The organism is Nostoc sp. (genome assembly GCF_036917355.1).
Taxonomy (GTDB): Bacteria; Cyanobacteriota; Cyanobacteriia; order Cyanobacteriales; family Nostocaceae; genus Nostoc.
Genome location: NZ_JBALDP010000061.1, coordinates 83,557 through 108,114, shown reverse-complemented (window position 1 = coordinate 108,114; position 24,558 = coordinate 83,557). Strand labels below are relative to the sequence as shown.

Here is a 24,558-nt window from a genome sequence, read left to right as displayed (position 1 = left end):
AAGGGAAAATGGCACTCAATTTTTTGTCAAACATAGGCAATTTCCAGAGATAGCCTTGTAAATAAAGAAGAGGTAATCTACAATGAAGCTCATTTTGCCGCTCGATCTGGTTACTGACATTGAGCCACATCTACCACCCAATACACAGATTGTACGAGTAGATGTTGAAGGAAATTTAGATGGGGATGCTAGCGATGCTGAAGTTTATTTCAGTTGGTTTTTATCGAGAAGTCCTATACTGCATAAAATACTAGAAGCAGCACCAGTACTACGTTGGCATCATGCACCAAATGCAGGGGTGAATCATATCCTGACACCAACTTATTTACAAAGAGATATTATCCTCACAAATGGGGCTGGAGTGCATGGAATTCCGATCGCAGAATTCGTCATTACTTATATACTGGCTCATGCCAAACACCTGCCAGAATTATATGCTTTACAGGCTGAACGTCACTGGAAAAGAGGCTTTGCTATCCAAGAATTAACAGATGCAACCTTGCTAATTATCGGTGCTGGTGGTATTGGTCAAGAAATCGCCGCCCGTGCTAAACCCTTCGGCTTAAGAATTATTGGCAGTCGCCGTCATCCCCAAGAGCTAGCAAATTTTGATAAAGTAGTGGGTGCTGATGAGTGGCGATCGCTCCTGCCAGAGGTAAATTATGTAGTTATTGCAACACCCTTAACTCCCGAAACCAAAGAATTTATTGATGAATCTGTATTGCGATCGCTCCCAAATCATGCCTACCTAATTAATATTGCTCGCGGTGGCGTAGTAGATGAATCAGCATTAATAAAAGCGCTCACAGAAGGTTGGATTGCAGGTGCAGCATTAGACACAGTTAACTCAGAACCTTTACCACCAGAAAGTCCTTTGTGGTCACTTCCTAACATCTTTATCACACCTCATACTTCTGGCCATTCACCCAAGAGTAAACAGCGTTCAATAGCCCTATTTATCGACAATCTAAAGCGTTACCAAGCTGGTCAGCCGTTACGAAATGTAGTAGATAAAGAAGCAGGATATTAAACAATTAAAAATTGAAAATGAAGAGGTGTTATACCAATTCTGTATGAAGATGCGATAAACCATATTTAAGTACAAGAAAGAAAAACGAACCGCATACCCTTTCGGGGAAGCAAGCTACGCGTAGCGTCTCGTTAGAGAAGGACGCATTCGCGTAGCGTCTCGTCAGAGAAGGACACAAAGAAAGAAGTTAAAAGGGTTTAGCGCAGCTTCACAAAGAAATGGTATTACCGATTGGGTTGCACAATCCAAAATCCAAATCCAAAATTAAATTAGGGAGTAGCTAATGGTGAAACTAATTTTACCCGATCATCTCATTGCAGATATAGAACCACACCTACCATCTAATATAGATGTAGTAGAGGTGGATAGTGAAGGTAATCTCGATGGTGATGTCAGTGATGCAGAGATTTATGTCAATGGATTTTACCTGAAAACCTCTACCCTTGACAAAGTACTGACAGCAGCACCCGCGCTGCGTTGGCAACAGTCACCAAGTGCTGGCGTAAATCACATCCTCACGCCAACTTTTTTGCAAAAGGACATTATCCTCACTAATGGCGCAGGGGTTCATGCAATTCCAATTTCAGAATTTGTACTGGCATTTATGCTCTATCACGCCAAGAATCTGCGGAAATTGCAAACTTTGCAGAATGAACACACTTGGGTAAGAGGAGTGTTTCTCGAAGAGTTGGCAGACGCAACTTTGTTAATTCTTGGTACAGGCAATATCGGTCAAGCGATCGCATCTCGTGCTAAAGCCTTTGGAGTCACAGTTTGGGGTAGTCGCCGCCATCCTGAACCCCTACCGAATTTTGACAAAGTTGTGGGTGCTGATGAGTGGCGATCGCTCCTCCCAGCCGCAGACTATGTAGTTATTGCGACACCATTAACTCCAGAAACTAAAGGCTCGATCGATGAAGCTGCTTTGCGCTCTATGCGTCAGTCTGCTTACCTAATTAACATCGCTCGTGGTGCGATCGTAGATGAAGCCGCATTACTTACTGCACTACGTGAGGGATGGATTGCGGGTGCTGGATTAGACACTGTTGCAACCGAACCTCTGCCGCCAGAAAGTCCCTTATGGTCGCTACCGAACGCTTTTATCACACCCCATTGTTCAGCCTTGTCGCCACGCCTGAGAGAGCGCATAGCACAACTATTTATCGACAATCTTCAACGCTACCAAAACGGTCAGCCCTTGCGGAATGTTGTAGATAAGCAAGCAGGATACTAAATATTAGACCTCTTGCAAAAGTGCTTTTTGCAAGAGTGGGAAAAGGGTAAAGGTTAAAGGGAAAGGGGACAATACAGAACCTTTCCCCCTTTCCCTTTTCCCAACAAATGCCAAGAAGTCTATTGGGCATTGGGAACAAGAGGCAGAGGTGCGCAGGGGCAGAAGAGCAGAGGAGATAAAACTTACTGCAACTTCTCCCCTGCTCTCCTGCTCTCCAATCACTTGATTTTCAGCACCGACTTTCCTAAAGATTGGCAAATAACATCATTTTGCGGCGTATGTATACGGCTGCACAAAACATCACGGTAGTGTCGCTCTAAAGGATTTCTCTTTAATAAACCAGGATTACCAGTTAGTTCTAAGGCAATCTCTACAGCGCGAATTGAGTTTGTTGTCGTAAGGTATTTAACAGCCTGTGCCTGTAATCCTACGTTAGGCTCATATTTGCCCTTGTCAATATCCTGAGCCAAACTATAAATCAATCTATTATTAGCAAACAGCAGTGCTTCCATCTCACCCACGGCAGTTTGGAAGCGTGGCAGAGTTGCCAGTGGCTCTTGGAGATTAGAAGGCGATCGCTCCCAAAGATATTTAACAAGCCAGTCTCGCGCACTACTAGCAACACCGAGATATAGGGCACTCACTGTCAAACTGCCCCAAGTGGAAATCAGTGGATCAAAAGATGGCGCAGCAGATATGGGGTTGATATTTAGAGCATACTCTGAAGGAATTAATACATTCTCTAAAATGAGGTCATGGCTGCCTGTAGCTCTCATCCCCAAGTGATCCCAGGTTTCGACAATTCGCAAACCAGGCAGATCGCGCGGAACTAGAAAATTCCCAACTTGTGGTTCATCTTCAGTTGTCCGTGCCCAAACAACAAAATAGCTGAGGATAGGACTGCCCGTGGTGTATTGCTTATGTCCTGTTAAACGCCAACCCTCTGCTGTTCGTTCGGCAATTGTCGCTGGCAATCCGCCTCTCGCTGGCGTTCCTAGCTCTGGTTCAACACGGGCAGCATTCAGTAGGGCGATGCCTTCAATTGATTCACGACACAGCCGCTTATATACTTCTGGATGCCAGCGACGGCTACGGGCTGCATGAGCATGTTGAAGATAGTGCATTGTCAGTACTAATGCGGTTGAAGCATCGCCACGTGCTATCCCTTCAATCACCCGACAGATAGTTGCCCAACCCAAATCCTGGCCACCGAATTCACACGGAATGGTGAGGTTGAGCAATCCTGCCTCATGCAAAGCTGTAAAATTCTCGAAAGGAAAGGAAGCATCTCTATCGTGTGCCCCTGCACGGGTGGCAAAATCTTTGGACAGAGCCTCAACTCGGTCGAAAATATTGGGGAGAGTTTCTAAGCCTTGGGCTACAAAGGTGTCTGGCACTGCTTGCTCCAACTGTGACATAAATACTCCTTCGTAATTCACTGTACTACTAAATCAGAGATGTTTTTCAATATGGAAGCATCTCAAGTTTGCAGGAACATCAATTTTTCGCATGACGGCAGTCTCCCCTCAATTTCCAATCCTCATTACCCAGACTGTATTACTTCTAGCGCTCGTGAAAATACTACTTAAAATCGACCGATATTTAGTAATTAGTGGTTTTTGTAAGTATGACACAAACTCCTTTCATAGAACAAGCCAAGTAGAAAATTCAGCGATCGCCCCACAACTTAGGAACTGAATTTCCTGCTGGTCTTTTAAGCGAATCGTCATTTAAATTAAATCTCCGCATTTGGAACCAAGCACGGAGAAACAAGCGTTTAAATATTCTCTGTTGAGAGTAATATAAAGATCCTTACATAACAGAGGGATGATTTTCTCGTCAAGTAGATTTTCCAAGTGGTAAATATACAGCAACAGCATTGGCGATCGCAACCAAGGTGATATTGGTTGTTTTTATTGCGGTTCCTCTGCTACTGAGGTATAACTAGACTTCATATATAAATTTTTTAACTTTGAGGATGTACCCGATCTGAGTGAGAACCCTATGGATCATTTCCTATATTTAACCAAATCTATGGTGTCACAATTTCGTCAGGGCACTAACTCTATAACCACCATTCAATTTATCCATTTACTACTTGACTCGATCGCATCGCAATCTTAGGTTTTAAAAGACGAATTTGCGATTTATTGTCATTTTTTGAACTATAGGCTCATTTAAACATGATGCTTATTTCTCCAATTCTATCAGGCTGCAATATGTATTGCTGCTATGTCCTTGATAGGAAAAATGCTAAGATTGCCGTAGTTAACTAGTGTGTGTGCCCGATCACAACATTAATGTGTTTTACCTCACAGCTAATTTAAACAACTTAAATATCACCTTTAAGCAAACAATAGTCGCCGTTATAGCTACCATCATGTTATGCAGCCTAGCTATTTAAAGATTTAATGTATAAATGGTTGTGAAATATATTTTTTTTGTTAAAAATCATCTATTAGGTGACTTGTCAGAAAATTTACATTAAGAAACTACTAAAATATCTAAATTTAAGTGCTAAGGAGTGTAAGCTAATTATGTAAATATCATGTTTATATGTAAATATGATGATGTTCGCAAGTCTCTTTTAGTCACTTGCATTTGTTACACTATAGGAGGTATAATACAAACGTTAAATAACTTGCTAGATGCTCCCTAAAAGATACTAAGCAGTGCTGGAAAAAGATCCATTCTGGAATCTCCAAGCAAACTTAAGCAATATTTGTTTAAGTGGAGTTTTGCTTAATTGGTAAAATACTACTTAAACAAAAATTACGATGTGCTTTTATAGCTTTATAGTTTTTATAGTCTTCTGTTTCTTGTAGCCTACTCAAAATCCTCTTTTGTTCCAGGTTGCACGATAAGGATGAAGCTATCCCAGAGACTATCCCCTAGACTCGCCAAAGCACTAGGGAATACGCTGGGAGCTAATTGCACATTGTGTAGATTTCTGATTAACACTACAACGTTAATCAGATTTGTAGTTGTGTTTTTTTTGCTGTCAGGCTTCGATCACACAACTGCTAATGAATTACGTTTTCACATAATTTACGACTCAATGCAATTTCTAACTACAATTATGTCACACCATTTAAGTCAAGACAAGGCTGTTAAAAAGTTAGGAATGTCTGAAAACATTCTTTTAAAAATTCTTCCGAGTCAGGTCTTTTTTAAGAGTATGAAAGCTAACTTTCAGCCATAACATTGTCCTGGACTAGAAAAAACTTCGAGAGTTTGTGATTGAGAAATGAAATACTTTGTATGGCTATTGCTGCATACAGCAAATTATATTGCGAAAATAATTCCTCTTAATCATCACCTACAACTACTGCTGATTGCAAAAATGAGCAATCCATATTTGTGCGGAGTCTGTCAATGCAGTTAGTTGCTTTTGAAGCTAAATGCCGATAAATAAAGCTCTAGCTCAATATTTTGGCATTTACACTAGTTATTGCCACATCAATAACTCGCTGCAACAAGTAGATTGCCCACTCAATAAAAATACCTTGTATGTAAAAGACACATGCTTTCCTAGCGTACTGCTTCTCTCTAAACTCTACTTTAATAAAGCTTAGAGTTTCCTCGGTGAAAATACGGGATTAAATAATATTTTTAATAAAGTTTTGAATTGGATTCCGACTGATAAGTAAATTTTTTTGTGGAGATTAGAAAATGCCACCAGTGCTTTCTGAGCAACATGTGGGTGAAAGAATTTTGTATACCTTGGGTACAAAACTTTCAGAAAAAGAATTAGAGAACTTCTTGGCAGAAATGGAGATTGTCGAGCCACCATCAGCAAAGCAATTCTGGGAATCTGCACAGACGAATCCTGGTATATACATTATTCTTACAGGTAAAGTCCGACTATTAGATAGCTCTGAAAATTTAATTACTACCTTTGGTGCATGGTCTGTTTTTGGTGAATTGACCTTGTTTCCCGAAGCTAACTTTAGTCCTTATGTAGCTAGAGCTTCCACAAGCTTAAAACTTGGCTATTTCAGGCAAGAAGCATTGCAAAGGTTGATAGACAAGTATCCTAACATTCGCGATCGCCTATTTGCCCGTGCAGAACTTTGGGATTTGTTGTTGTTATGTCGCCAAGTATCACAATTCCCACGCCATACATCACAAGTTTCAGGAATGCTCAAAGCCTTATCTTTGTTTGAGCGACACCAGTTAGACACTGGCTCTGTAAGTCCACAAATATCCCAAGATTCACAGTTGTGGCTATTGTACAAAGGTCAACTGCGGCATTCTGAAGGCCATTCTTTGACACCAGGTACAATCTTTGCTCAACCAAAACAAGAAGATTGGGAAACAACGCAACCAACGATTGCTTACATTCTAAAAAACGACCAGATGCAAACAGCACTAGAATACTTCCCGGAGTTAGGGGAGTGGGCTTTTGCCATGAGTGTCAGCGGGACGGAATTGGAGACTGAGGACACAACGACCGGCTCAGTACATCGCAGGGGATTGGGTACTAGAGAAAAAACTTTCCCATCTCCAAAATCTAAAATTATTCCTTTTCCCCAAAAAGAGAAGCAGTCACAACAACAGCCAACAAAAAAATCACGTTTTTACTTTCCCAGTCCGAAAGTACAAGTGGGGCATTGGTGGAAGCGGATTACCAAGAGCTATCCCTTCTATGCCCAACAAAGTGCAGCTGATTGTGGCTCTGCTTGCTTGGTGATGATTGGTAACTATTGGGGCAAACATTTTAGTATCAATCGCCTACGCGATATGACCAATGTCACTCGCAACGGTGCATCCCTAAAGGCAATGGCAGCAACAGCAGAATACTTGGGTTTTGCCACCCGTCCAGTAAAAGCTACTCTTGATAAATTAGCAGAACAACCTTTACCTGCAATTGCTCACTGGGAAGGCAAACACTTTATTGTTGTCTATGAAATCACCAAAAAGCGGGTGATTGTATGTGACCCAGCTCTTGGTCAACGCAGTCTGACAAAAGCTGAATTTCAAGCAGGTTGGACTGGTTATGCATTGTTACTGCAACCGACAGCTCTACTAAAAAGTGCTAAAGACGAAAGTAGAAGCTTCTGGAAATTTTTTGAGTTAGTCAAACCTCACTATCGAACACTGCTAGAAATTTTCATAGCTTCGATAGTAATTCAATTATTTGGGTTAGTAACGCCAGTATTTACCCAGTTGTTGCTCGACAGAGTACTTGTGCAACGCAGTGTTCCAACCTTAAACGCCATTGGTTTGGGAATGATTGTTTTTGGGTTGTTTGGTGTTGCTGTCAACGGTGTACGGCAATATCTCTTATTTCACACTGCTAACCGCATTAGTATCGCCTTACTCGTAGGCTTCATCAAACATACCTTCCGTTTGCCCCTTGCTTATTTCGAGTCTCGTTTCGTTGGGGATATAATCTCGCGCATCCAAGAAAACCAGAAAATTCAGCACTTCCTGACTGGTCAGACACTCTCGATTGTGTTGGATATGCTGACATTAGTGGTTTATCTGGCTTTGATGTTCTCCTATAGCTGGCGGATGGCATTATTCGTGCTGTGTACTGTACCGCCATTTTTTATCTTGGCGCTGGCCAGCACAAGTATTTTGCGCCGCATCTCCAGAGATATTTTTAATGCAGCTACCAAAGAACAAAGCTATCTCATCGAATCCCTAAGCGGAATTCGTACCGTCCGTTCATTAGCAATTGAACAGACAGTGCGTTGGCGTTGGGAGGAACTGCTAAATGATTTAATCAAAAAAGATTTTAATGCTCAAATAATTGACAATCGCTTGCAAATTATCAGTGGCGTCATCCACACCTTTGTAAATACTTCATTGCTGTGGTATGGAGCAACCCAGGTAATTAATAACGAACTAACTATTGGACAATTAGTTGCTTTCAATATGTTGGTGGGTAACGTCTTGAGTCCTTTCCAGCGACTGGCTTTACTGTGGAATGAATTACAGGAAATCGTGATTTCCACTGAACGCATTAATGATGTGTTGGAGGCGGAACCAGAAGAAGATTTAGAAACTAAACCCCGCAAGTCGTTGGGTAAACTCCGCGGTAACATTTGTTTTCAAAATGTTACCTTTCGTTATCACTCAGAAAGCGACACTAACGTATTAGAAAATCTCAACTTTGAAATTAAACCGGAACAGATGGTTGCAGTCGTAGGGCGCAGCGGTTCTGGAAAAACAACTCTCAGTAAATTGATTTTAGGTTTATACCCACCGACAGATGGCAAAATCCTCATTGATGGTAACGATATCACCAGTGTATCTATGCGATCGCTCCGTTCCCAAATCGGCGTTGTAGACCAAGATACTTTTCTGTTTGGTGGGACTGTTCGCGAAAACATTGCGATCGCTAATCCAAATGCTTCTTCAGAAGAAATTATCCAAGCAGCAAAATATGCTGGAGCCGATGAATTTATTCAAAAATTACCGATAGGTTACGAATCAGAAATTGGTGAAAGCGGCGGAATGCTTTCTGGTGGACAGCGCCAACGCCTAGCTATTGCTCGTGCTTTGCTCGGAAATCCTCGGTTATTACTGTTTGATGAAGCCACTAGTCACCTAGATTCAGAATCAGAACGGATTATTCAAAACAACCTCAAAACAATTCTTAAAGGACGCACAAGTGTAATTATTGCCCATCGTCTCTCTACAGTCCGCAACGCGGACTTAATCCTGGTTTTAGATCAAGGTATTTTGGTAGAAAGCGGTACCCACGACGAATTAATCGCTAAAAAAGGTCATTATTACTACCTGAATCAACAACAGATGTCTCAAGTTAGTTGATGGGGCATTGGGCAGTCTTTTTATTATCTACGAGACTCTGCGCGAACAATTTTGAATTTTAAATACTTCGACCAGCTCAGTACAAGTTTTGAATTTTGAATTGATTTCTCCCTCACTCCCCATCTACTGTTATCGGAAAAAAAGCCATGCCACATCCCAATAGATCCTCCCCACTTCCCCCAGATGAGCAAGATAAATATCAAGGTTACAAACAGCAAGAGGAATCGGTAGAGTTTGACGAGCAGACAGAGGCAGAAAATGAAAGTCAAGATTTGTACTACGGTACAGAAAAACTACTTGATGCCTTACCTCAAATTTGGACTCGTGGTTTGTTGTATGCGCTCATCGGCTTTGCTGGTCTATTCTTGCCTTGGGCAACTCTCTCGAAAGTAGATGAAACTGGTAGCGCCAGAGGGCGTATGGAACCTAAAGGTGCAACTCAAAAATTAGACGCTCAAGCTGCTGGAAGTGTCAAAGCAGTTACAGTCAAAGAAGGAGATACAGTTAGAGCCGGCCAGGTTTTACTGGAACTGGATTCTGAGTTGCTACAAACCGAACTCCAACAAGTCCAGAGCAAATTGCAAGGGCTACAAAATCGGCAATCCCAACTGGAACTGCTGAAAAATCAACTCTTAATGTCAACGAGTCTTTTAGAACAACAAAATAAATCCCAAGAATTAGAAAAATTGGCTCAACTCAACCAGGTGCAGCAAAACTTGGATGCCAAACTGAGTAGCTATAACCTGCAAAAGTTAGAAAAGCAATCATTAGTTAAACAAGCAGAGGAGCAAATTTCCACTAGTCGTGACGATTGGGAATCGGCTAAAAAACTTTTGAGTATAAATTCTAAGCAAACTGAACGTTATAGCCAACTTGTTGACAAGAAGGTAGTTGCTGAAATCCAATTAGAGGAAAGCAAAAAACAAGAGCAAGAAAGCCAACGAGTTTATAACAAGTCTCTATCAGATATTAAACAAGCCGAATTGCGTTTAGCCCAAGAGGTAAATAATTATCAAGTAACTATCAAAACGTTAGAGTCTGATATCAAACAAGCAAAACTCCGACTGCAAGAAGAACAAAGTAGTTATAAAAGTGCCACGCAAGCCGGACAACTAGCTGTAATGAAAAATCAGGAACAGCTAAAAGACATACAGTCACAAATAACAGCAACGCAATCAGAAATCGCTCAGACTAAAAGTCAGCTTACATCTATAAGAGTACAAATTCAGCAGCGAGTGGTGCGATCGCCGATTAATGGGGTGATTTTTGAATTACCCACCACTAAACCAGGAGCGGTGGTACAAGTCGGTCAAAGGATTGCCCAAATTGCACCTACGAAAACAGACTTCGTACTCAGAGCAAGTATGCCTAATCAGGATAGCGGTTTCTTGAAGTTAGGAATGCCAGTAAAAGTCAAGTTTGATGCCTATCCTTTCCAAGAGTATGGCATCGTGCCAGGAAAAGTTACTTGGATCTCGCCTGACTCGAAAGTTAGCCAAACACCCCAAGGCAACATCGAAACCTATGAATTAGAAATCACTTTAGACCAGCAGTATGTCCAAAATGGCAACAAACGTATTCCATTAGGTGCGGGTCAGACAGCAAATGCTGAAGTCATCATTCGTCAACGGCGAGTAATTGATTTTGTTCTAGATCCGTTCAAAAAACTGAAAAAGGGCGGTTTGGAGATGTAGTTAAAGGTATCGGAATCAGGAAATAGGACAAGGGAGATTGGAGGAATAATCAATGCCTTGTGCTTACTTGCCCTGAGCGTACCCCTGCGGGGAAGCAAGCTGTCTGTCTGCGACACGCTGCGCGAACGTAGAGAAGCCGAAGGGATGCCCAATCCCGCTTAATTATTGGAGATATAGTGTTATGCCCCACAATCTGACAATTTCCACCTCAGATATCATTCACAGTCTGAAACTCTCCTGTCAGATACCTGCTGTTGTGGAAGCGATCGCATCGCAAAGTATTATTGCCGAAGCTGCTCAAGCGGCAGGAATTACAGTCACGCCAGAAGAATTACAGCAAGAAGGAGATAACTTAAGGTTCGCCAAGAAGCTTGTCAAAGCTAAAGACACCTGGTCATGGCTAGAAAAACACCACCTCTCTGTGGATCAGTTTGAAGAATTAGCCTACAACAACATCCTTTCGCGGAAGTTAGCGAATCATCTATTTTCCAATCAACTGGAAAAGCATTTTTACGAACATCAGCTAGATTATATCGCCGCCGTTACCTACGAAGTTGTCTTCGAGGATCGAGACTTGGCTTTAGAGCTTTTTTACGCTCTAGAAGAAGGCGAAATCAATTTTCCAGATATTGCTCGTCTATATATCTCAGAACCAGAAGCCCGTCGTGCTTATGGATACAAAGGACTCCGATACCGCAAAGATTTTCGTCCAGAGATTGCAGCCGCTGTCTTTGCTGCTACACCACCAGAAGCTCTCAAACCGATAACTACTCCCAAGGGAGTGTATTTAATTTGGGTGGAAGAAGTCATTCAACCCCAATTAGATGAACAGTTACGCCAAAAAATCATTACAGAATCCTTTTCTGATTGGTTAAAGCAACAAATCACCACGATGAAAATAGTTACTCAAATAGACTCAGACGGTTCACAAGAGGAATTAATAGATATGTTATACACCAAGACTAAATAATGTAGGAGTTTTCAAATGTTTTTGTCGCTAAGTATCTACCCTAACTTAGGATAGATTTCTCTAGTCTTCAAAAATGTTGCAGATACAGGTTTTATTTGCTTTAAAACTTAATAGCCTTTCTTTTTTAGTGTTTTGTGAATATATCTACAAAGTGCTGCTTTTGCTTTATTTAAAAACTAAATTAAATCGCTACAACTCTTGCTGGGCAGCAATTAATTATCATTTCTGCTTAAATTTATCATGCAGTTTTTTCTAACTTCAATTAGGACTATATATAATGATTTTCAAACATAAATACATTAGTTTTTTTAATCATAAATTCTTCAAAAAAGCATTGACTTTTATGAGGAATAAAGTATATTAGATGTATAGCCAAACGAAACAAGTTGGTTAGACATATTCCCAACAACAGTTACAAAATTTAGGAGAACTCAAATGATCATTTCTGATCTGAACTACTTGGAAAATACCTCTGAAGAAATTATTGGTGGTACTTCTGGTAAGAAGCCAATTATCATCATAATCAAGAAGCCCAAGCCCCCTGTAAAATTCAGCAGCGTTGCACAAGCTGATGCAGATGCTTCAGCAACTGGCGGCCTCAACAACGTAGCCGTAACCTATACTAACGCCACCGTCACTCCTAATAGTGCTACTGCTTCGTCATCAAGCTATGCTGCTACTTCAGGTTACAAGTAGTAACAAGTAGTAATAATTAAACTCTACTCACAAAAAGTATTAACTTCTGCAAGTAGAGTTAGGCTCGAAAGCTTAGTATATTGATAAATCGCCGAAGGCTCTTTGCTCATTTGAGCCTTCGGCTTTTACCCAAAATACATTCTTTGGTCTTAAATAACTGTTTCCGCAATAAAATTTTACAACTTACAACATTTAATCCTCAACCCAGTTTGCAGTTTGTGTTGCTTGCCCGCCCTGAATTAAAACTCTGGGCTAATAGTCATAAGAGGAAGATTTTACCGTAGCCTTAAGCTTCTCGTAGACCCCCAAAAAGTAGAGAAGAGTAAAATTCCTGTTAATTAAGTTTAGGAAGTAATCAAGCATACATGATATCAATCGATATCAGTTATAAGTTTCAAAAGCTTGAGTTCCTTGCAGATATAGGAACAAAAGACGTATTAAATAAACAAGATTGTATAAATTATAGCCCATAAATAAAAGGATATAAGCTCCTGAGTTTATTTATGGGGATTGTTAATTTTGAATTTGGAGCAAAGCGACGTGACCACAATTCCTGATGCTCTCCAACTCGCAAGTCAATATCACCAAACTAAGCGCTTCACCCAAGCCGAAGAGATTTATCGTCAAATTATAGACTTAGATCCCCAGCAGTCAGAGGCATTATATGGATTAGGTCTGCTGGCGCAGCAACGGGAACAATATCAAAATGCAGAACAATTTTTTCAAGCAGCCTTGCAATTACAGCCAGAAGTAGGGGCAATACATAACAGCTTAGGATTTACTCTGCAACAGCAGGGTAAACTAGAAGAAGCGATCGCCTGTTATGAAAAAGCATTAGAAATTCTCCCTGACAGCATAGAAGTACAAATTAATATCAGTAATATTCTTCACATTCAAGGTAAGCTGTCACCAGAAGAACAAATCCACTACGCAGAGTTGAATGAGCAGTTTGCTTTAGCTAGGCAACAGGCAGGCGATTTCAAGATAGCAGAATTATATTATCGCCAAGCTATTGCATTGCAGCCAGATTTGGTATCATCTCATACTAATTTAGGAGAGGTACTCCAAAAACAAGGGCGATTCAATGATGCCATCGATTCTTACCAACAAGCACTAAAAATTAAACCAGACTATCATTACGCCTATCACAACTTAGGGTATCTTTTCCAGGAAAAAGGGAAATTTGCAGAAGCAATAGAAGTTTACGAAAAAACTTTAAGCATTCAACCTGATTTTGCAATCACCTATAACAACTTGGGAAATATTCTCAGGGCGCAAAATAAATTTGATGCCGCCATAGAATCCTATCAAAAAGCGATTAAAATTCGACCTGATGTTGATTACATATATTCCAACTTGGGAACAGCATTAAGAGATGATAACCAAATAGAAGCGGCAGTCCAGGCATTTGAGCAAGCCGTCAAACTGACACCAAACTATGATATGGCTAAATTTGGTGCTTGTATGAGCCAACTACCAGTTATCTATTCTAATGTTGATGAAATTGCATTCAGACGAAATCAGTATCAACAGTATTTGCAAGATTTAGCTAAATATTATGAATTAACTAATCAGGAAGAACGGGCCAAAGCATCTGAGGCTGTGGGAGCATTTCAACCTTTTTATTTGACATATCAAGGTTTAAATGACCGAGATTTACAGCGAACTTATGGGGAAATGATTTTCCAGATTATGTCGAGTCGGTATCCCCAAGATTGCCAGCCGCTTGTTCTGCCAAATTTAGATAAAAATCAAAAGGTTCGTATTGGTATTGTTTCTGGGTTTTTATCTAGTCATTCTAATTGGAAAATACCGATTAAAGGTTGGGTAGAAAATATCGATCGAAGCGAGTTTGAATTATTTGGTTATTACACCGGGGACAAAACAGATTACTCAACAATAAGTGCCACCAAGGCTTTTGATAAATTTGTCCAAGGTGTTCGCTCAACTGAACAATGGTGTGAGGCGATCGCAAAAGATAAATTACATATCCTGATTTTCCCAGAATTTGGGATGGACTCAATGACGCTCAAACTGGGTTGTCTGAGATTAGCGCCAATTCAAATGACATCTTGGGGACACCCTGAGACTAGTGGACTCCCGACAATTGACTATTACTTGAGCAGTGACTTAATGGAACCAGAAAATGCTCAAGAACATTATACAGAAAAATTAGTTAGATTACCTAATCTATCTATTCATTACATGCCTTTAGCAATTCCACCCGAAGAAATTAAGAAACCAGATATAGGTTTAAAAGACGATGATATTTTCTTCTGGTGTTGTCAGTCATTATATAAATATTTGCCTAATCATGATGATGTTTTCCCTTCTATTGCTAAAGAGTTAGGGAATTCTAAGTTTGTGTTTATTAAAAGCAAAAGTGAAGAAATAACAGAAAGATTTCGCCAGCGCTTAAACCATGCTTTTGCAGCATTCGGGTTAGATTATCAAGATCGCTGTTTGTTTTTGCCTTTCCTCAATAACAGTAAGTTTGCTGGGACTACAGCTTTAGCAGATATCTTCTTAGATAGTATTGGTTGGTCTGGATGTAACTCCACACTCGAATCTATTGCTCATAATATTCCGGTTGTCACTTTACCAGGAGAGCTGATGCGATCGCGGCATTCTCTGGCAATTTTGCAGATGATGGGTATCGAAGAGACGATCGCTTCAAATAAATCACAATATGTCCAAATTGCCATCCGTCTAGGGAAAGATTCTAAATATCGGCAATATATTTCCCAGCAAGTTGCAGAAAATAAACATAAATTATATGGCGATTTAAAGCCAGTCAGAGCGCTGGAAGATTTTATTTTGCAGCTGGTTAATAAACCAAGACAATTTAACGCCGAAGAAGTTGCTGAACTGTTTCAACTTGCACTTCAAGATCATCGAGCTAATCGCCTAGACACAGCCGAACAGCTATATCGTCAAGCGATCGAAAAACAACCAGACTATTCAGAAGCATTATACAATTTAGGGATGTTGCTACAGCAGAAAGGTGAGTTGCAAGAAGCTCAGAAGCATTTGAGTGTAGCTTCGCAAGTTCAGCCTAACTCTGTGAAAATTTGGTTTAGTTTAGGCAATTTGCTGCAAGGCCAAGGACAGTTACCAGAAGCTGAAGCCGCTTACCGAAAAGCAATTGCGTTGCGACCAGATGCAGGGACAATTTACAACAATTTGGGCTACACCTTGCAACAGCAAGATAAGTGGGAGGATGCGATCGCATCTTATCAAAAAGCTCTGGAATTTCAGCCCAACTGCATAGAAGCAGAAATCAATTTAGCGAATGCGCTGTTTGCTCAAGGGAAGCTTTCACCAGAGAAACAAGCCTATTATGCAGAATTGAATTATCAGATGGGCTTTGCCCACCAAGAAGGAGCTGATTGGCAAACTGCTGTTGTTTACTATCGAACTGCGATCGCAATACAGCCTGATTTGGTAGAAGCCAATTATAACTTGGGGGTGATACTGCAAGCACAAGGGGAGTTAGAAGAAGCGATCGCTTGCTATCAAAAAGCTTTGGAGTTCAATCCCCAACACCAGGAAGCCAACATCAAATTAGGAGAGATTTACCAAACCCAGCAACAAGAATTTACACAAGTTGACTCACTAAAAGTTTCTGGCTAAACGGATTATTTCACGCGATCTTCAATTTTCATCAAACTAAACTTAAACTTTCAAATTCAAGGGGTAAAATTTATGTCATTAACAATTTTCGAGAAAGTTAAAGACTTCCTGGTCAGACTAGTCAAAGACGAGGCTTTTTACACTCAATTGATGAGTGATAAGATTGAGGAAGTGATAAAAGTCATGGAAGAAGGTGGCTATAATTTTTCTCAAGAAGAATTTGAAATAGCCTCCATTAAAATCTTGGAATTAAAAGAACGAGGTCAGTTTGATGATCTCAGTGAAGAAGAATTAGTAGGAGCATTTGGCGGGTTTATAAGCATCAATCAACCAGTCATTAAGCCACCATTAATCACTCAGCCAAAATTACGTGATGTTGTAGTCTCACTTCCCGAAAACTTTGGACAACCATCAATTAAACCAATTAAATGGATTCCTAGACCACTTCCAAAGCCATGGCCGCTTCCTTGTCAAGCAATAGATCCACCTGTACAAGCGTTATATGGAGTCGTTGTTAGTTCAACAGAAGTACAATAACCCGATAAAACGATGAAGAAATAGAATGCGTTAGTTTATTTTGAGGGTTGAGATTGAGAGTTAACCTATGACCTATCACCGCAAAAGCTACGCAGTTTGGGAAATTACCTTAAAGTGCAATCTAGCTTGTAGTCACTGTGGTTCCCGTGCAGGACATGAACGCGCCAACGAACTTTCCCCAGAGGAAGCTTTGGATCTCGTCAAGCAGATGGCAGAAGTTGGAATTAAAGAAGTTACTCTCATTGGTGGTGAAGCATTTCTGCGTCCAGACTGGCTGGAAATTGCCAAAGCTATCAACGAGGCGGGAATGTTATGTGGTATGACTACGGGCGGCTATGGCATTTCGTTAGAAACCGCCCAAAAAATGAAGGAAGCGGGAATTCGTACCGTCTCTGTTTCTATTGATGGCTTGGAAGCGACTCATGACCGCCTGCGGGGAAAGAAAGGCTCTTGGAAATATGCATTTAAGACCATGAGTCATCTGCGAGAAGTGGGTATTTCTTTTGGTTGCAACACCCAAATTAACCGCCTGTCAGCGCCAGAGTTTCCGTGCATTTATGAGCGCATTCGTGATGCCGGTGCCCGTGCTTGGCAAGTTCAGCTAACTGTCCCAATGGGGAATGCAGCTGATAACGCAGATATCCTCCTCCAACCCCATGAACTGTTAGATATCTACCCCATGCTTGCCCGTGTGGCGCGTCGTGCTTACCAAGAAGGTGTGCAACTTCAGGCGGGAAATAACATTGGTTACTACGGCCCTTATGAGCGACTGTTGCGGGGACGGGGAAAGGAGCATGACTTCTCATTTTGGCAAGGTTGCGGTGCAGGACTCTCAACCTTGGGAATTGAAGCTAACGGAGCGATTAAAGGTTGTCCCTCACTGCCGACTACTGCTTATACAGGTGGTAACATTCGAGAACAGACCTTGCATGATATTATCGAGGGTGCAGAAGAACTACGCTTCAATCTAGGAGCAGGAACACCTGAAGGCACAAAACACCTGTGGGGTTTCTGTAAAACCTGCGAATATGCTGAACTTTGTCGTGGGGGTTGCAGTTGGACAGCCCATGTTTTCTTTAATAAGAGAGGTAATAATCCTTACTGTCATCATCGCGCTCTTGTTCATGCCAAACAAGGTATGAGAGAGCGTGTAGTTCCCAAAGTAAAGGCGCAAGGATTGCCATTTGATAATGGCGAATTTGAGCTAATTGTCGAGCCTACAGATACTTTGTTGCCAGCTAACGACCGATTAAACTTTACTGCTGACAGCATTCAGTGGTCGGAAAGTTGGCAACAAGAACCCGAATTTTATTACTCTTTAGTGAGATAATAAATTATGGCAGAAAATTCAGAAATTAACACAATTTCAGAGAACAAAACTGACCTTAAGTCATTACCATCTCAAGAATTAGAGAAAATCCCACTGCTTCCACGTTCAGCTTGGAATAGTCAAGTAGGCTATTTAAAAGTGCTGTTAAAAGCAAAGCAAGTCCTGGATAAAAGCTGACAGGTTCGTTAGGGATATCGAGAGATTAAGCTCGTAAATTAGGAGAGAATTACTCCCCAAATTTTTACGCGCAAATTTGTTAACTAACAAAATCAACACAGGTTTTTTATGGCATCAAGAGTAAGTTTACAACTGACACCCCAAAAGTTACTTTCTTTCAATGGTAGAGCTAATCTCAATAATAGGCCCGATCCTAAGCCAGATCCTAGCCCTAATTTTGCTACCGCTGAAGGGGATGCAACTTTTTCTAACTATAGTGAAAGTGCTTCAAGCATTTTAACTTCTACCCAGGCAGATACATTAGTTAAAGGTGGCGTAACTGCTGCAATTGCTGATGCTAAAGCAAGTTTTGATCCAACTTTTTCATCACTTTTCACTCAGTCTACTGTCGTTGGATTAAGTGGTCAGTTTGAAGGTACTTCCAACAGCGAAGCAAAGATACTTGCTAGTTTTGCGGTTGGTCGTAATGAAAGCTTCTCTTTTGATTTTTTAGCAGATTTAAAATTGGCAGCTAAAGAAATTGAAAATCCTGACGTTGAATATAACAAGGCTCAGTCTACAACCACTTTTTTGGTATTAGATACCACAAATCCTAACAGGGCCAGAGTTTTAGATTATTTTGGCATCCAGGGTAAATTAGTCTCCTCCGATAAAATCGGGGATCTAACATTTGGTCGTAGTCGCAATGTCACAATCGACAGTCGTGATAAAGATTCTGATATTAATGGCAACAATGGTAGTGACTTCCTCAATGGTAGTGCTGTTGGGACTTATGAACGGAATTTTAATCGCAATACCAACCTAACTATAGTCAAAATTAATACTACTTCTGTTGAATTGGCAGGAGATACTTTAATCGGCAACCTGGGTAGAGATGTTATCTATGGCACGATTCGGAAGGATAATCTGACGGGAAGCAACGGTGCGGATAAACTTTATGCCAGCTTGGGAGATGATAAGCTATCTGGAAACAGAGGTAATGATGACCTCGACGCCGGCCAAGGTAATGATTCGCTAAATGGTGGCGATGGCAATGATACACTCTATGGCGGTAAAGGCAATGATACACTCTATGGTGGTAGTGGTAATGATGTCTTAGTTGGTGGCGAAGGTAATGACACATTTACTTTCAAACGTAGCGATACCTTCCTTAAAAAAGACTTTGATGTCATTCAAGATTTCCAGGTTGGTGTTGATAAGCTTGTATTAGATGGCTGGGGAAGTCAAGGTAATGTAACAGATACCAACAATGGCGCTCTTCTCACCTTCAATTCTTTGTCTCTCGGCAATTCTTTGTCTCTCGGTAATTCTTTGTCTCTCTTGAATAATTCTCAACAAAGCATACTATTTTCAAACGTGAGTGCAAGTGATATTAGCTCGGTAATCTAATTTACTTAAGGCTAATTCCTCGTTTCATTTCCTAACAGACTTTGATTTACAAGCATCTCAGTCAAAACAATCGGGTGAGTAAAAAATCTGATTGCACAAGAAAATGTCGATATTTTTTCTGGGAGAAGTTTTGCCAACAGCAACCCCTATCGTGTACGCACTGAAATTACTTGAGTTGGTAATGTTCGATCGCTAACTTCAGGTTTATTTCTCGCTCATACTGTTGACAAAATCTCTCCCTTATCTTAACTAAATAGACTTGCTTTATTGACAGGCAAAAATAGGTAAAATATTTTATTGATAGTTATCACTTATGGTCTGAATTTATAGTAATCTATAACAATATAATATCAAATTCAAATATAGTTATAGATACTACATAGTTATGAATAATACAACCATTTCAGAATCTAGAGTTAAATCTCTTATTGAAATTGCGGTGCAAACGCATCAGTCAGGTGACAAGGATGAAGCTGAATCGCTAGATCAAACAGAAGTAGCTGAAATCCTCGAACTAGCACTTCAACAGCAACGAGACAATAGTTTATTGGAGGCGGAACAGCTATATAGTCAAGTTCTGGAAAAACAACCTGATAACCCTGAAGCTTTATATGGTTTGGGAATGTTAGCGCAGCAGATGGGGCAACCTGAAATTGCTGAACAGTGGTTAAGTGCGGCTTCACAAGTTAGACCAGATTCTGTGAAAACTTGGTTCAGTTTAGGAAATTTGTATTTAGTTCAAGAACAGTTTTCCGAAGCAGAGAAAGCTTATCGGCAAGCTTTAGTTTTATTACCTAACTCACTACCAATTTACAACAACTTGGGCTATACTCTGCAAAAACAAGGATTATTTGAAGAAGCAATTCACTATTATCAAAAAGCTCTAGAGTTAAAGCCAGACTTTATAGAAGCAGAGGCTAATTTGGGCAATGCGTTACATGCTCAAAGTAAGCTTTCCAGCAATCAACAAATGTACTATGCACAATTAAATAATCAATTGGGTGTTGCCCGAAAAAAAGCAGGGGATTTGAAAAATGCTGTTACTTGTTACAAGCAAGCGATCGCACTACAACCAAATTTGTTAGAAGCCCATTATAACTTGGCTTTGGCGCTGCAAGAACAAGGGGAATTAGAAGAGGCGATCGCATCCTACCAAAAACTCTTGCAACTTAATCCCAACGATGCAGAAGTGTACCTCAATTTAGGCAAAAGTTACCAACAACTAAACCAATACCAGAAAGCAGTTTCTGCCTATCGACAAGGGTTAAAGCTAATTAATCCTCACTATGCCAAAGCATTAGCAGCTGGTGAGGATGCTGAAACTCCTCAACAAGTACCAGTCACACCCTCAATTCCCCAAGGGGAGGTAATTGTAGGAGAATACAGCTTTCCGACTATTCCGACAGTAGCAAATACAGGTAAGCGTCCTTTCTGGAGTGTGGTGATAACTGTATATAACCGCATAGATTATCTACTCGAATGCCTTGTCAGTGTATTGTCCCAATGGCAAGGAGAAGAGCAGATGGAAATCATCGTCATGGACGATGCTAGTACAACGCCAGTATTTGAAGTGGTGAATAGTATTGGACAAGGAATAATCAACTACTATCGCAACCCGCAAAATCTCGGTCTGCCAGGAAATTGGAATGCCGGAGTTGCTCTCACTCGCGGTCATTGGATTCATTTACTGCACGACGATGATTATATTCTCCCAGGTTTTTATTCCCAGCTACAAGAAAGTCTAGAAGGGTGTTCGGATTCTGTAGGAGCCGCTTTTACAGGTTATGAAAATATTAACGAGAAAGGAGAAGTAATTTTCAGCCAACAAGTCTATGGAGAGCAGCGAGGAATTGCCCAAAATTGGCTGCAAATTATTGGAGTTAGTAACTCATTGAATATGCCTGCGGTAGTGATTCGTCGAGAAGCACACGAACGATTGGGCGTATATCATCCTGAACTAACCTATACAAGTGATTGGGAAGTTTATAAACGCATTGCCTGTGTTTACGATTGGTGGTATGAACCAGAAATTTTAGCTCGTTACCGCCAACACGCTAACAATGTTACCAGCGAACTATTACTCTCTGGGAAACAGATGATATCTATCCGCCGTGCAATTGAAATTTCAAAGAGTTATTTTCCCACTGAATATTCAGCACAGATTACCGCCCAATCCCGGAATCATTATTTTCTTTATTGTCTAGAATCAGCCATAATTCCCCTACAGGCTGGTAATCTAGCTGGAGTTTGGCAAGGGTTAGAAGAGGCTTTAAAAATAGATCGTAGCCCTGAAGCAGTGGCAAAGTTATTTCGGTGGTTAACACAAGAAGAAGCAGCTCCTCTGCGTGATGAAATTGCCTCAAGATTGATCTCACTTCCTTTATATAGTGTTTCCTAACCAACTGAAGTACACCCAAATCTTTGTGAGCAAGGTTAGTAACTTTGAAAACGTACCTCACCAGATTGGGAACTGCTATAAAGACTTATTTAGGGAAAAGCAAAATTTTTGAATTTTGGACTAACAAACTATGTCAATTGGTCAGATTGAGCATCCTACTATAAATACTTCATCTTTTGAGCCACAAAATCGGCAAGATGGTATTAGCGGTCTGATGCGAGTTCGTAATGAAGAGGAATTTTTAGCACCAACGATCGAATCTTGGATTGATTATGTAGATGAATTGGTAATTGTGTTTCATCAGTGTACGGACAAAACTCCCCAAATAATCAAGGCATTTGCACAAAAATATCCTCAAAAAATACGGGCTTTTCATTACTTACCCCACGTCGATTTATTTGGGACAAAAGAACAAGTTGAATTGGATGTAAATAACATTCATTCTTTCGTTTTTTATTCTAACTTTGCTCTGAGTCAGACGCGGTATAAAATTTGCGTTGATATTGACAGCGGTCACGTCGGTATTACTGAACATTTAAAAAATATTTATCATTATTTGAAGCAAAATCATCTGCAAAATACAGCCTTATTTTTTTCAGGAGTAAATTTATATCAACGTCCAGACGATCCAAACTACTACACCAATTTAAAATCTCCTGCTTCTGGCAATGGAGATTTAGCATATTGGACAGTTTCGCAGCAAAATATTTTCGATAAACATGCAAAAATTCCATTCTGTGAAGCAATTCAATTTGAAGGACTAACATCTTATTATTTAGGTTTTATTTTCTGGCACACACGTTGGTTAAAAAAGAATGCATTTACCAGGAATGACGGCAGAGAATTGGATGGTGAGCTTTTAGAAAAACTGAACTATATTGAGATAATAAATAGAGAAAAACAATTAGTTTTGTTATCTCAAAAATTTAAGCAAGAAAATAAAAACTTTCAAAATATTCCTTGTCAAAAGTTTTTATTGTATTTTGATTTCGCTTCTCTACCTGATGTTATAGCCCTAGAATCAAAGCTAGTAGCAATACATAATAACTTGGGTTATACCTTGGAACAACAAGGTAAGTTTGACGAAGCAGTTACTTGTTATCAAAAAGCCTTAGAATTTCAGCCCAACTGCACCGAAGCAGAAGTCAACTTAGGCAACGCCCTCAATGCACAAGGTAAACTATCAAAAGCTCAACAAGGGCACTACGCGAATTTGAATCACAAATTGGGACTTTCCTACACAGTCGCAGGGAATTTCAAGGAAGCAATTAATTACTATCGTCAAGCGATCGCTCTTGACCCAAACTTGCCAGAGACATATTATAACTTAGGCAACATTCTACAAGAAGAAGGTCAGTGGTCAGAAGCGATCGCCTCCTATGGCCAAGCCCTAAAACTCAATCCTTTAAACTGGGACATCTACATCCGTTTGAGTCAGATTTACCAAGCTCAAAACAAGAGAGCAGAGGCGATTTCTGTGTATCGTCAGGCATTAACTTTACTCAATCCTCACTATGCTAAAGCGGTGTCTGCTTACCAGAATGCTGCCATTACTCCAGAAATGCTCGTGACTCCCCCCATTCCTCAAGGTGAGGTTACTGTTGGCGACTATCAGTTTCCAGCGATTCCACCTGTAACAGACCCAGAGCAACCTCGACCATTTTGGACTGTAGTGATTCCGGTATATAACCGCACCGATTATCTCCTGGAATGTCTGGCTAGCGTCTTAGTGCAATGGACTGGGGCAGAGCAGATGGAAATTCTGGTAATGGATAATGCCAGTACAACACCGTTGTTCGATCTAGTAAACAGTATTGGGGGAGGAATAATCCGCTACTACCGCAATCAGCAAAATATTGGAGTATTGCCAAATCAAAATGCAGGCATTTCCCTCAGTCGCGGTCAGTGGATTCATATCCTGCATGATGATGATAGTGTGGTTCCAGGTTTTTATGACCGACTCCAGCATAGTCTCCAAGGGTGTCCAGATTCCGTAGGAGCCGCTTTCGCAAATTTTGAATATTTCAATGAAAAAGGAACAGTAATTGAAAAACGGGAAGTGATTTCCTGTTTTGGAAAGCATAAAGGTATAGCTCGGAATTTTTGGCAGCAGATTGGTGTAACATGCCCGTTACAGATGCCTGCGGTTGTTATTCGTCGTCTGACTCATGAAAAAATAGGAGGTTATTATCCAAAGTTAGTTTGCACCCCTGAATGGGAACTTTATAAACGCATTACTGTTTCTTCTGATTGGTGGTACGAACCGGAAAGTTTGGCTCGTTACCGTATACATTCCCACAGACAGACAGGTGATGACTTATCATCCGGTATTTTGGCGACATCCATCCGCAAGTGTATAGAAATTTCAGAGAGTTATCTTCCTGTTGAATATCGCGCAGACATTACAACCCAAGCTCGTAGCTATAACTTCAATTATTGTTTGACACGGGCAGCGATTCCTTTGAAGAGTGGTAATGTTATAGGAGCTTTGCGTATGCTCCAAGAAATTCTCAAACTTGACAGCTCCCCGCAAGCAGTAGCAAAGTTATTCATTTGGTTGACTCAAGATGAAGCCGCTCCCCTACGAGAAGAAATCATTGCTAAGTTCCTACCACTACCTGTAGATACTACCCAAGACAAGATTCCTACTGAATTAAAATCCCCACCAATTGCGATCGCATCATAGG

14 protein-coding genes are annotated in these 24,558 nt (G+C 40.6%); 13 read left to right on the top strand and 1 reads right to left on the bottom strand.

Features of this window, described 5'->3' with window-relative positions; translation table 11 throughout:
• Positions 1 to 82: 82 nt before the first annotated feature.
• Together V7K53_RS17685 and V7K53_RS17680 are read left to right on the top strand one after the other, a co-directional pair.
• On the top strand, positions 83 to 1,030 hold the full coding sequence (locus tag V7K53_RS17685; protein ID WP_335198777.1) for a D-2-hydroxyacid dehydrogenase: 948 nt from the start codon (positions 83 to 85) through the stop codon (positions 1,028 to 1,030).
• A gap of 283 nt (positions 1,031 to 1,313) precedes the next feature.
• Positions 1,314 to 2,264 carry a D-2-hydroxyacid dehydrogenase gene (locus V7K53_RS17680; protein ID WP_335198776.1) on the top strand — a complete coding sequence of 317 codons (951 nt, stop codon included), beginning with the start codon at positions 1,314 to 1,316 and terminating at the stop codon, positions 2,262 to 2,264.
• Between the two features lie 218 nt (positions 2,265 to 2,482).
• On the opposite strand, the gene V7K53_RS17675 is transcribed toward V7K53_RS17680, so the two are convergent.
• Complete coding sequence (locus V7K53_RS17675; RefSeq protein WP_335198775.1) at positions 2,483 to 3,682, bottom strand: acyl-CoA dehydrogenase family protein; 1,200 nt, start codon at positions 3,680 to 3,682, stop codon at positions 2,483 to 2,485.
• Positions 3,683 to 5,936: 2,254 nt separating this feature from the next.
• Between V7K53_RS17675 and V7K53_RS17670 the strand changes: the two genes are divergently transcribed.
• The 11 genes from V7K53_RS17670 to V7K53_RS17620 all read left to right on the top strand — a co-directional run bounded on the left by V7K53_RS17670 (position 5,937) and on the right by V7K53_RS17620 (position 24,557).
• Positions 5,937 to 9,047: a peptidase domain-containing ABC transporter gene (locus V7K53_RS17670; RefSeq protein ID WP_335198774.1), complete on the top strand. Its 3,111-nt coding sequence runs from the start codon at positions 5,937 to 5,939 to the stop codon at positions 9,045 to 9,047.
• A gap of 146 nt (positions 9,048 to 9,193) precedes the next feature.
• Positions 9,194 to 10,741, top strand: a complete 1,548-nt coding sequence (locus V7K53_RS17665; protein WP_335198773.1) for an HlyD family efflux transporter periplasmic adaptor subunit — start codon at positions 9,194 to 9,196, stop codon at positions 10,739 to 10,741.
• Positions 10,742 to 10,922: 181 nt separating this feature from the next.
• Positions 10,923 to 11,711: a peptidylprolyl isomerase gene (locus V7K53_RS17660; protein ID WP_335198771.1), complete on the top strand. Its 789-nt coding sequence runs from the start codon at positions 10,923 to 10,925 to the stop codon at positions 11,709 to 11,711.
• 435 nt (positions 11,712 to 12,146) lie between these two features.
• A complete protein-coding gene (locus V7K53_RS17655) occupies positions 12,147 to 12,407 on the top strand; it encodes a hypothetical protein (RefSeq protein WP_335198769.1) in 261 nt (86 codons plus the stop codon).
• Positions 12,408 to 12,947: 540 nt separating this feature from the next.
• Positions 12,948 to 16,040 carry a tetratricopeptide repeat protein gene (locus tag V7K53_RS17650; RefSeq protein WP_335198768.1) on the top strand — a complete coding sequence of 1,031 codons (3,093 nt, stop codon included), beginning with the start codon at positions 12,948 to 12,950 and terminating at the stop codon, positions 16,038 to 16,040.
• 72 nt (positions 16,041 to 16,112) lie between these two features.
• Entirely contained in the window at positions 16,113 to 16,577 is a 465-nt protein-coding gene (locus V7K53_RS17645) for a Nif11-like leader peptide family RiPP precursor (protein WP_335198767.1), read from the top strand.
• Between the two features lie 67 nt (positions 16,578 to 16,644).
• Positions 16,645 to 17,907, top strand: coding sequence for a nif11-class peptide radical SAM maturase 3 (locus tag V7K53_RS17640; protein WP_335198766.1), 1,263 nt, complete (start codon positions 16,645 to 16,647; stop codon positions 17,905 to 17,907).
• A gap of 6 nt (positions 17,908 to 17,913) precedes the next feature.
• A complete protein-coding gene (locus V7K53_RS17635; RefSeq protein WP_335198765.1) occupies positions 17,914 to 18,084 on the top strand; it encodes a hypothetical protein in 171 nt (56 codons plus the stop codon).
• Positions 18,085 to 18,192: 108 nt separating this feature from the next.
• Positions 18,193 to 19,473, top strand: coding sequence for a calcium-binding protein (locus V7K53_RS17630; protein ID WP_335198764.1), 1,281 nt, complete (start codon positions 18,193 to 18,195; stop codon positions 19,471 to 19,473).
• A gap of 385 nt (positions 19,474 to 19,858) precedes the next feature.
• Positions 19,859 to 21,871 (top strand): tetratricopeptide repeat protein, encoded by a 2,013-nt coding sequence (locus V7K53_RS17625; RefSeq protein ID WP_335198763.1) that lies wholly within the window; start codon positions 19,859 to 19,861, stop codon positions 21,869 to 21,871.
• A gap of 130 nt (positions 21,872 to 22,001) precedes the next feature.
• Positions 22,002 to 24,557 (top strand): tetratricopeptide repeat protein, encoded by a 2,556-nt coding sequence (locus V7K53_RS17620; RefSeq protein WP_335198762.1) that lies wholly within the window; start codon positions 22,002 to 22,004, stop codon positions 24,555 to 24,557.
• Position 24,558: the final 1 nt, after the last annotated feature.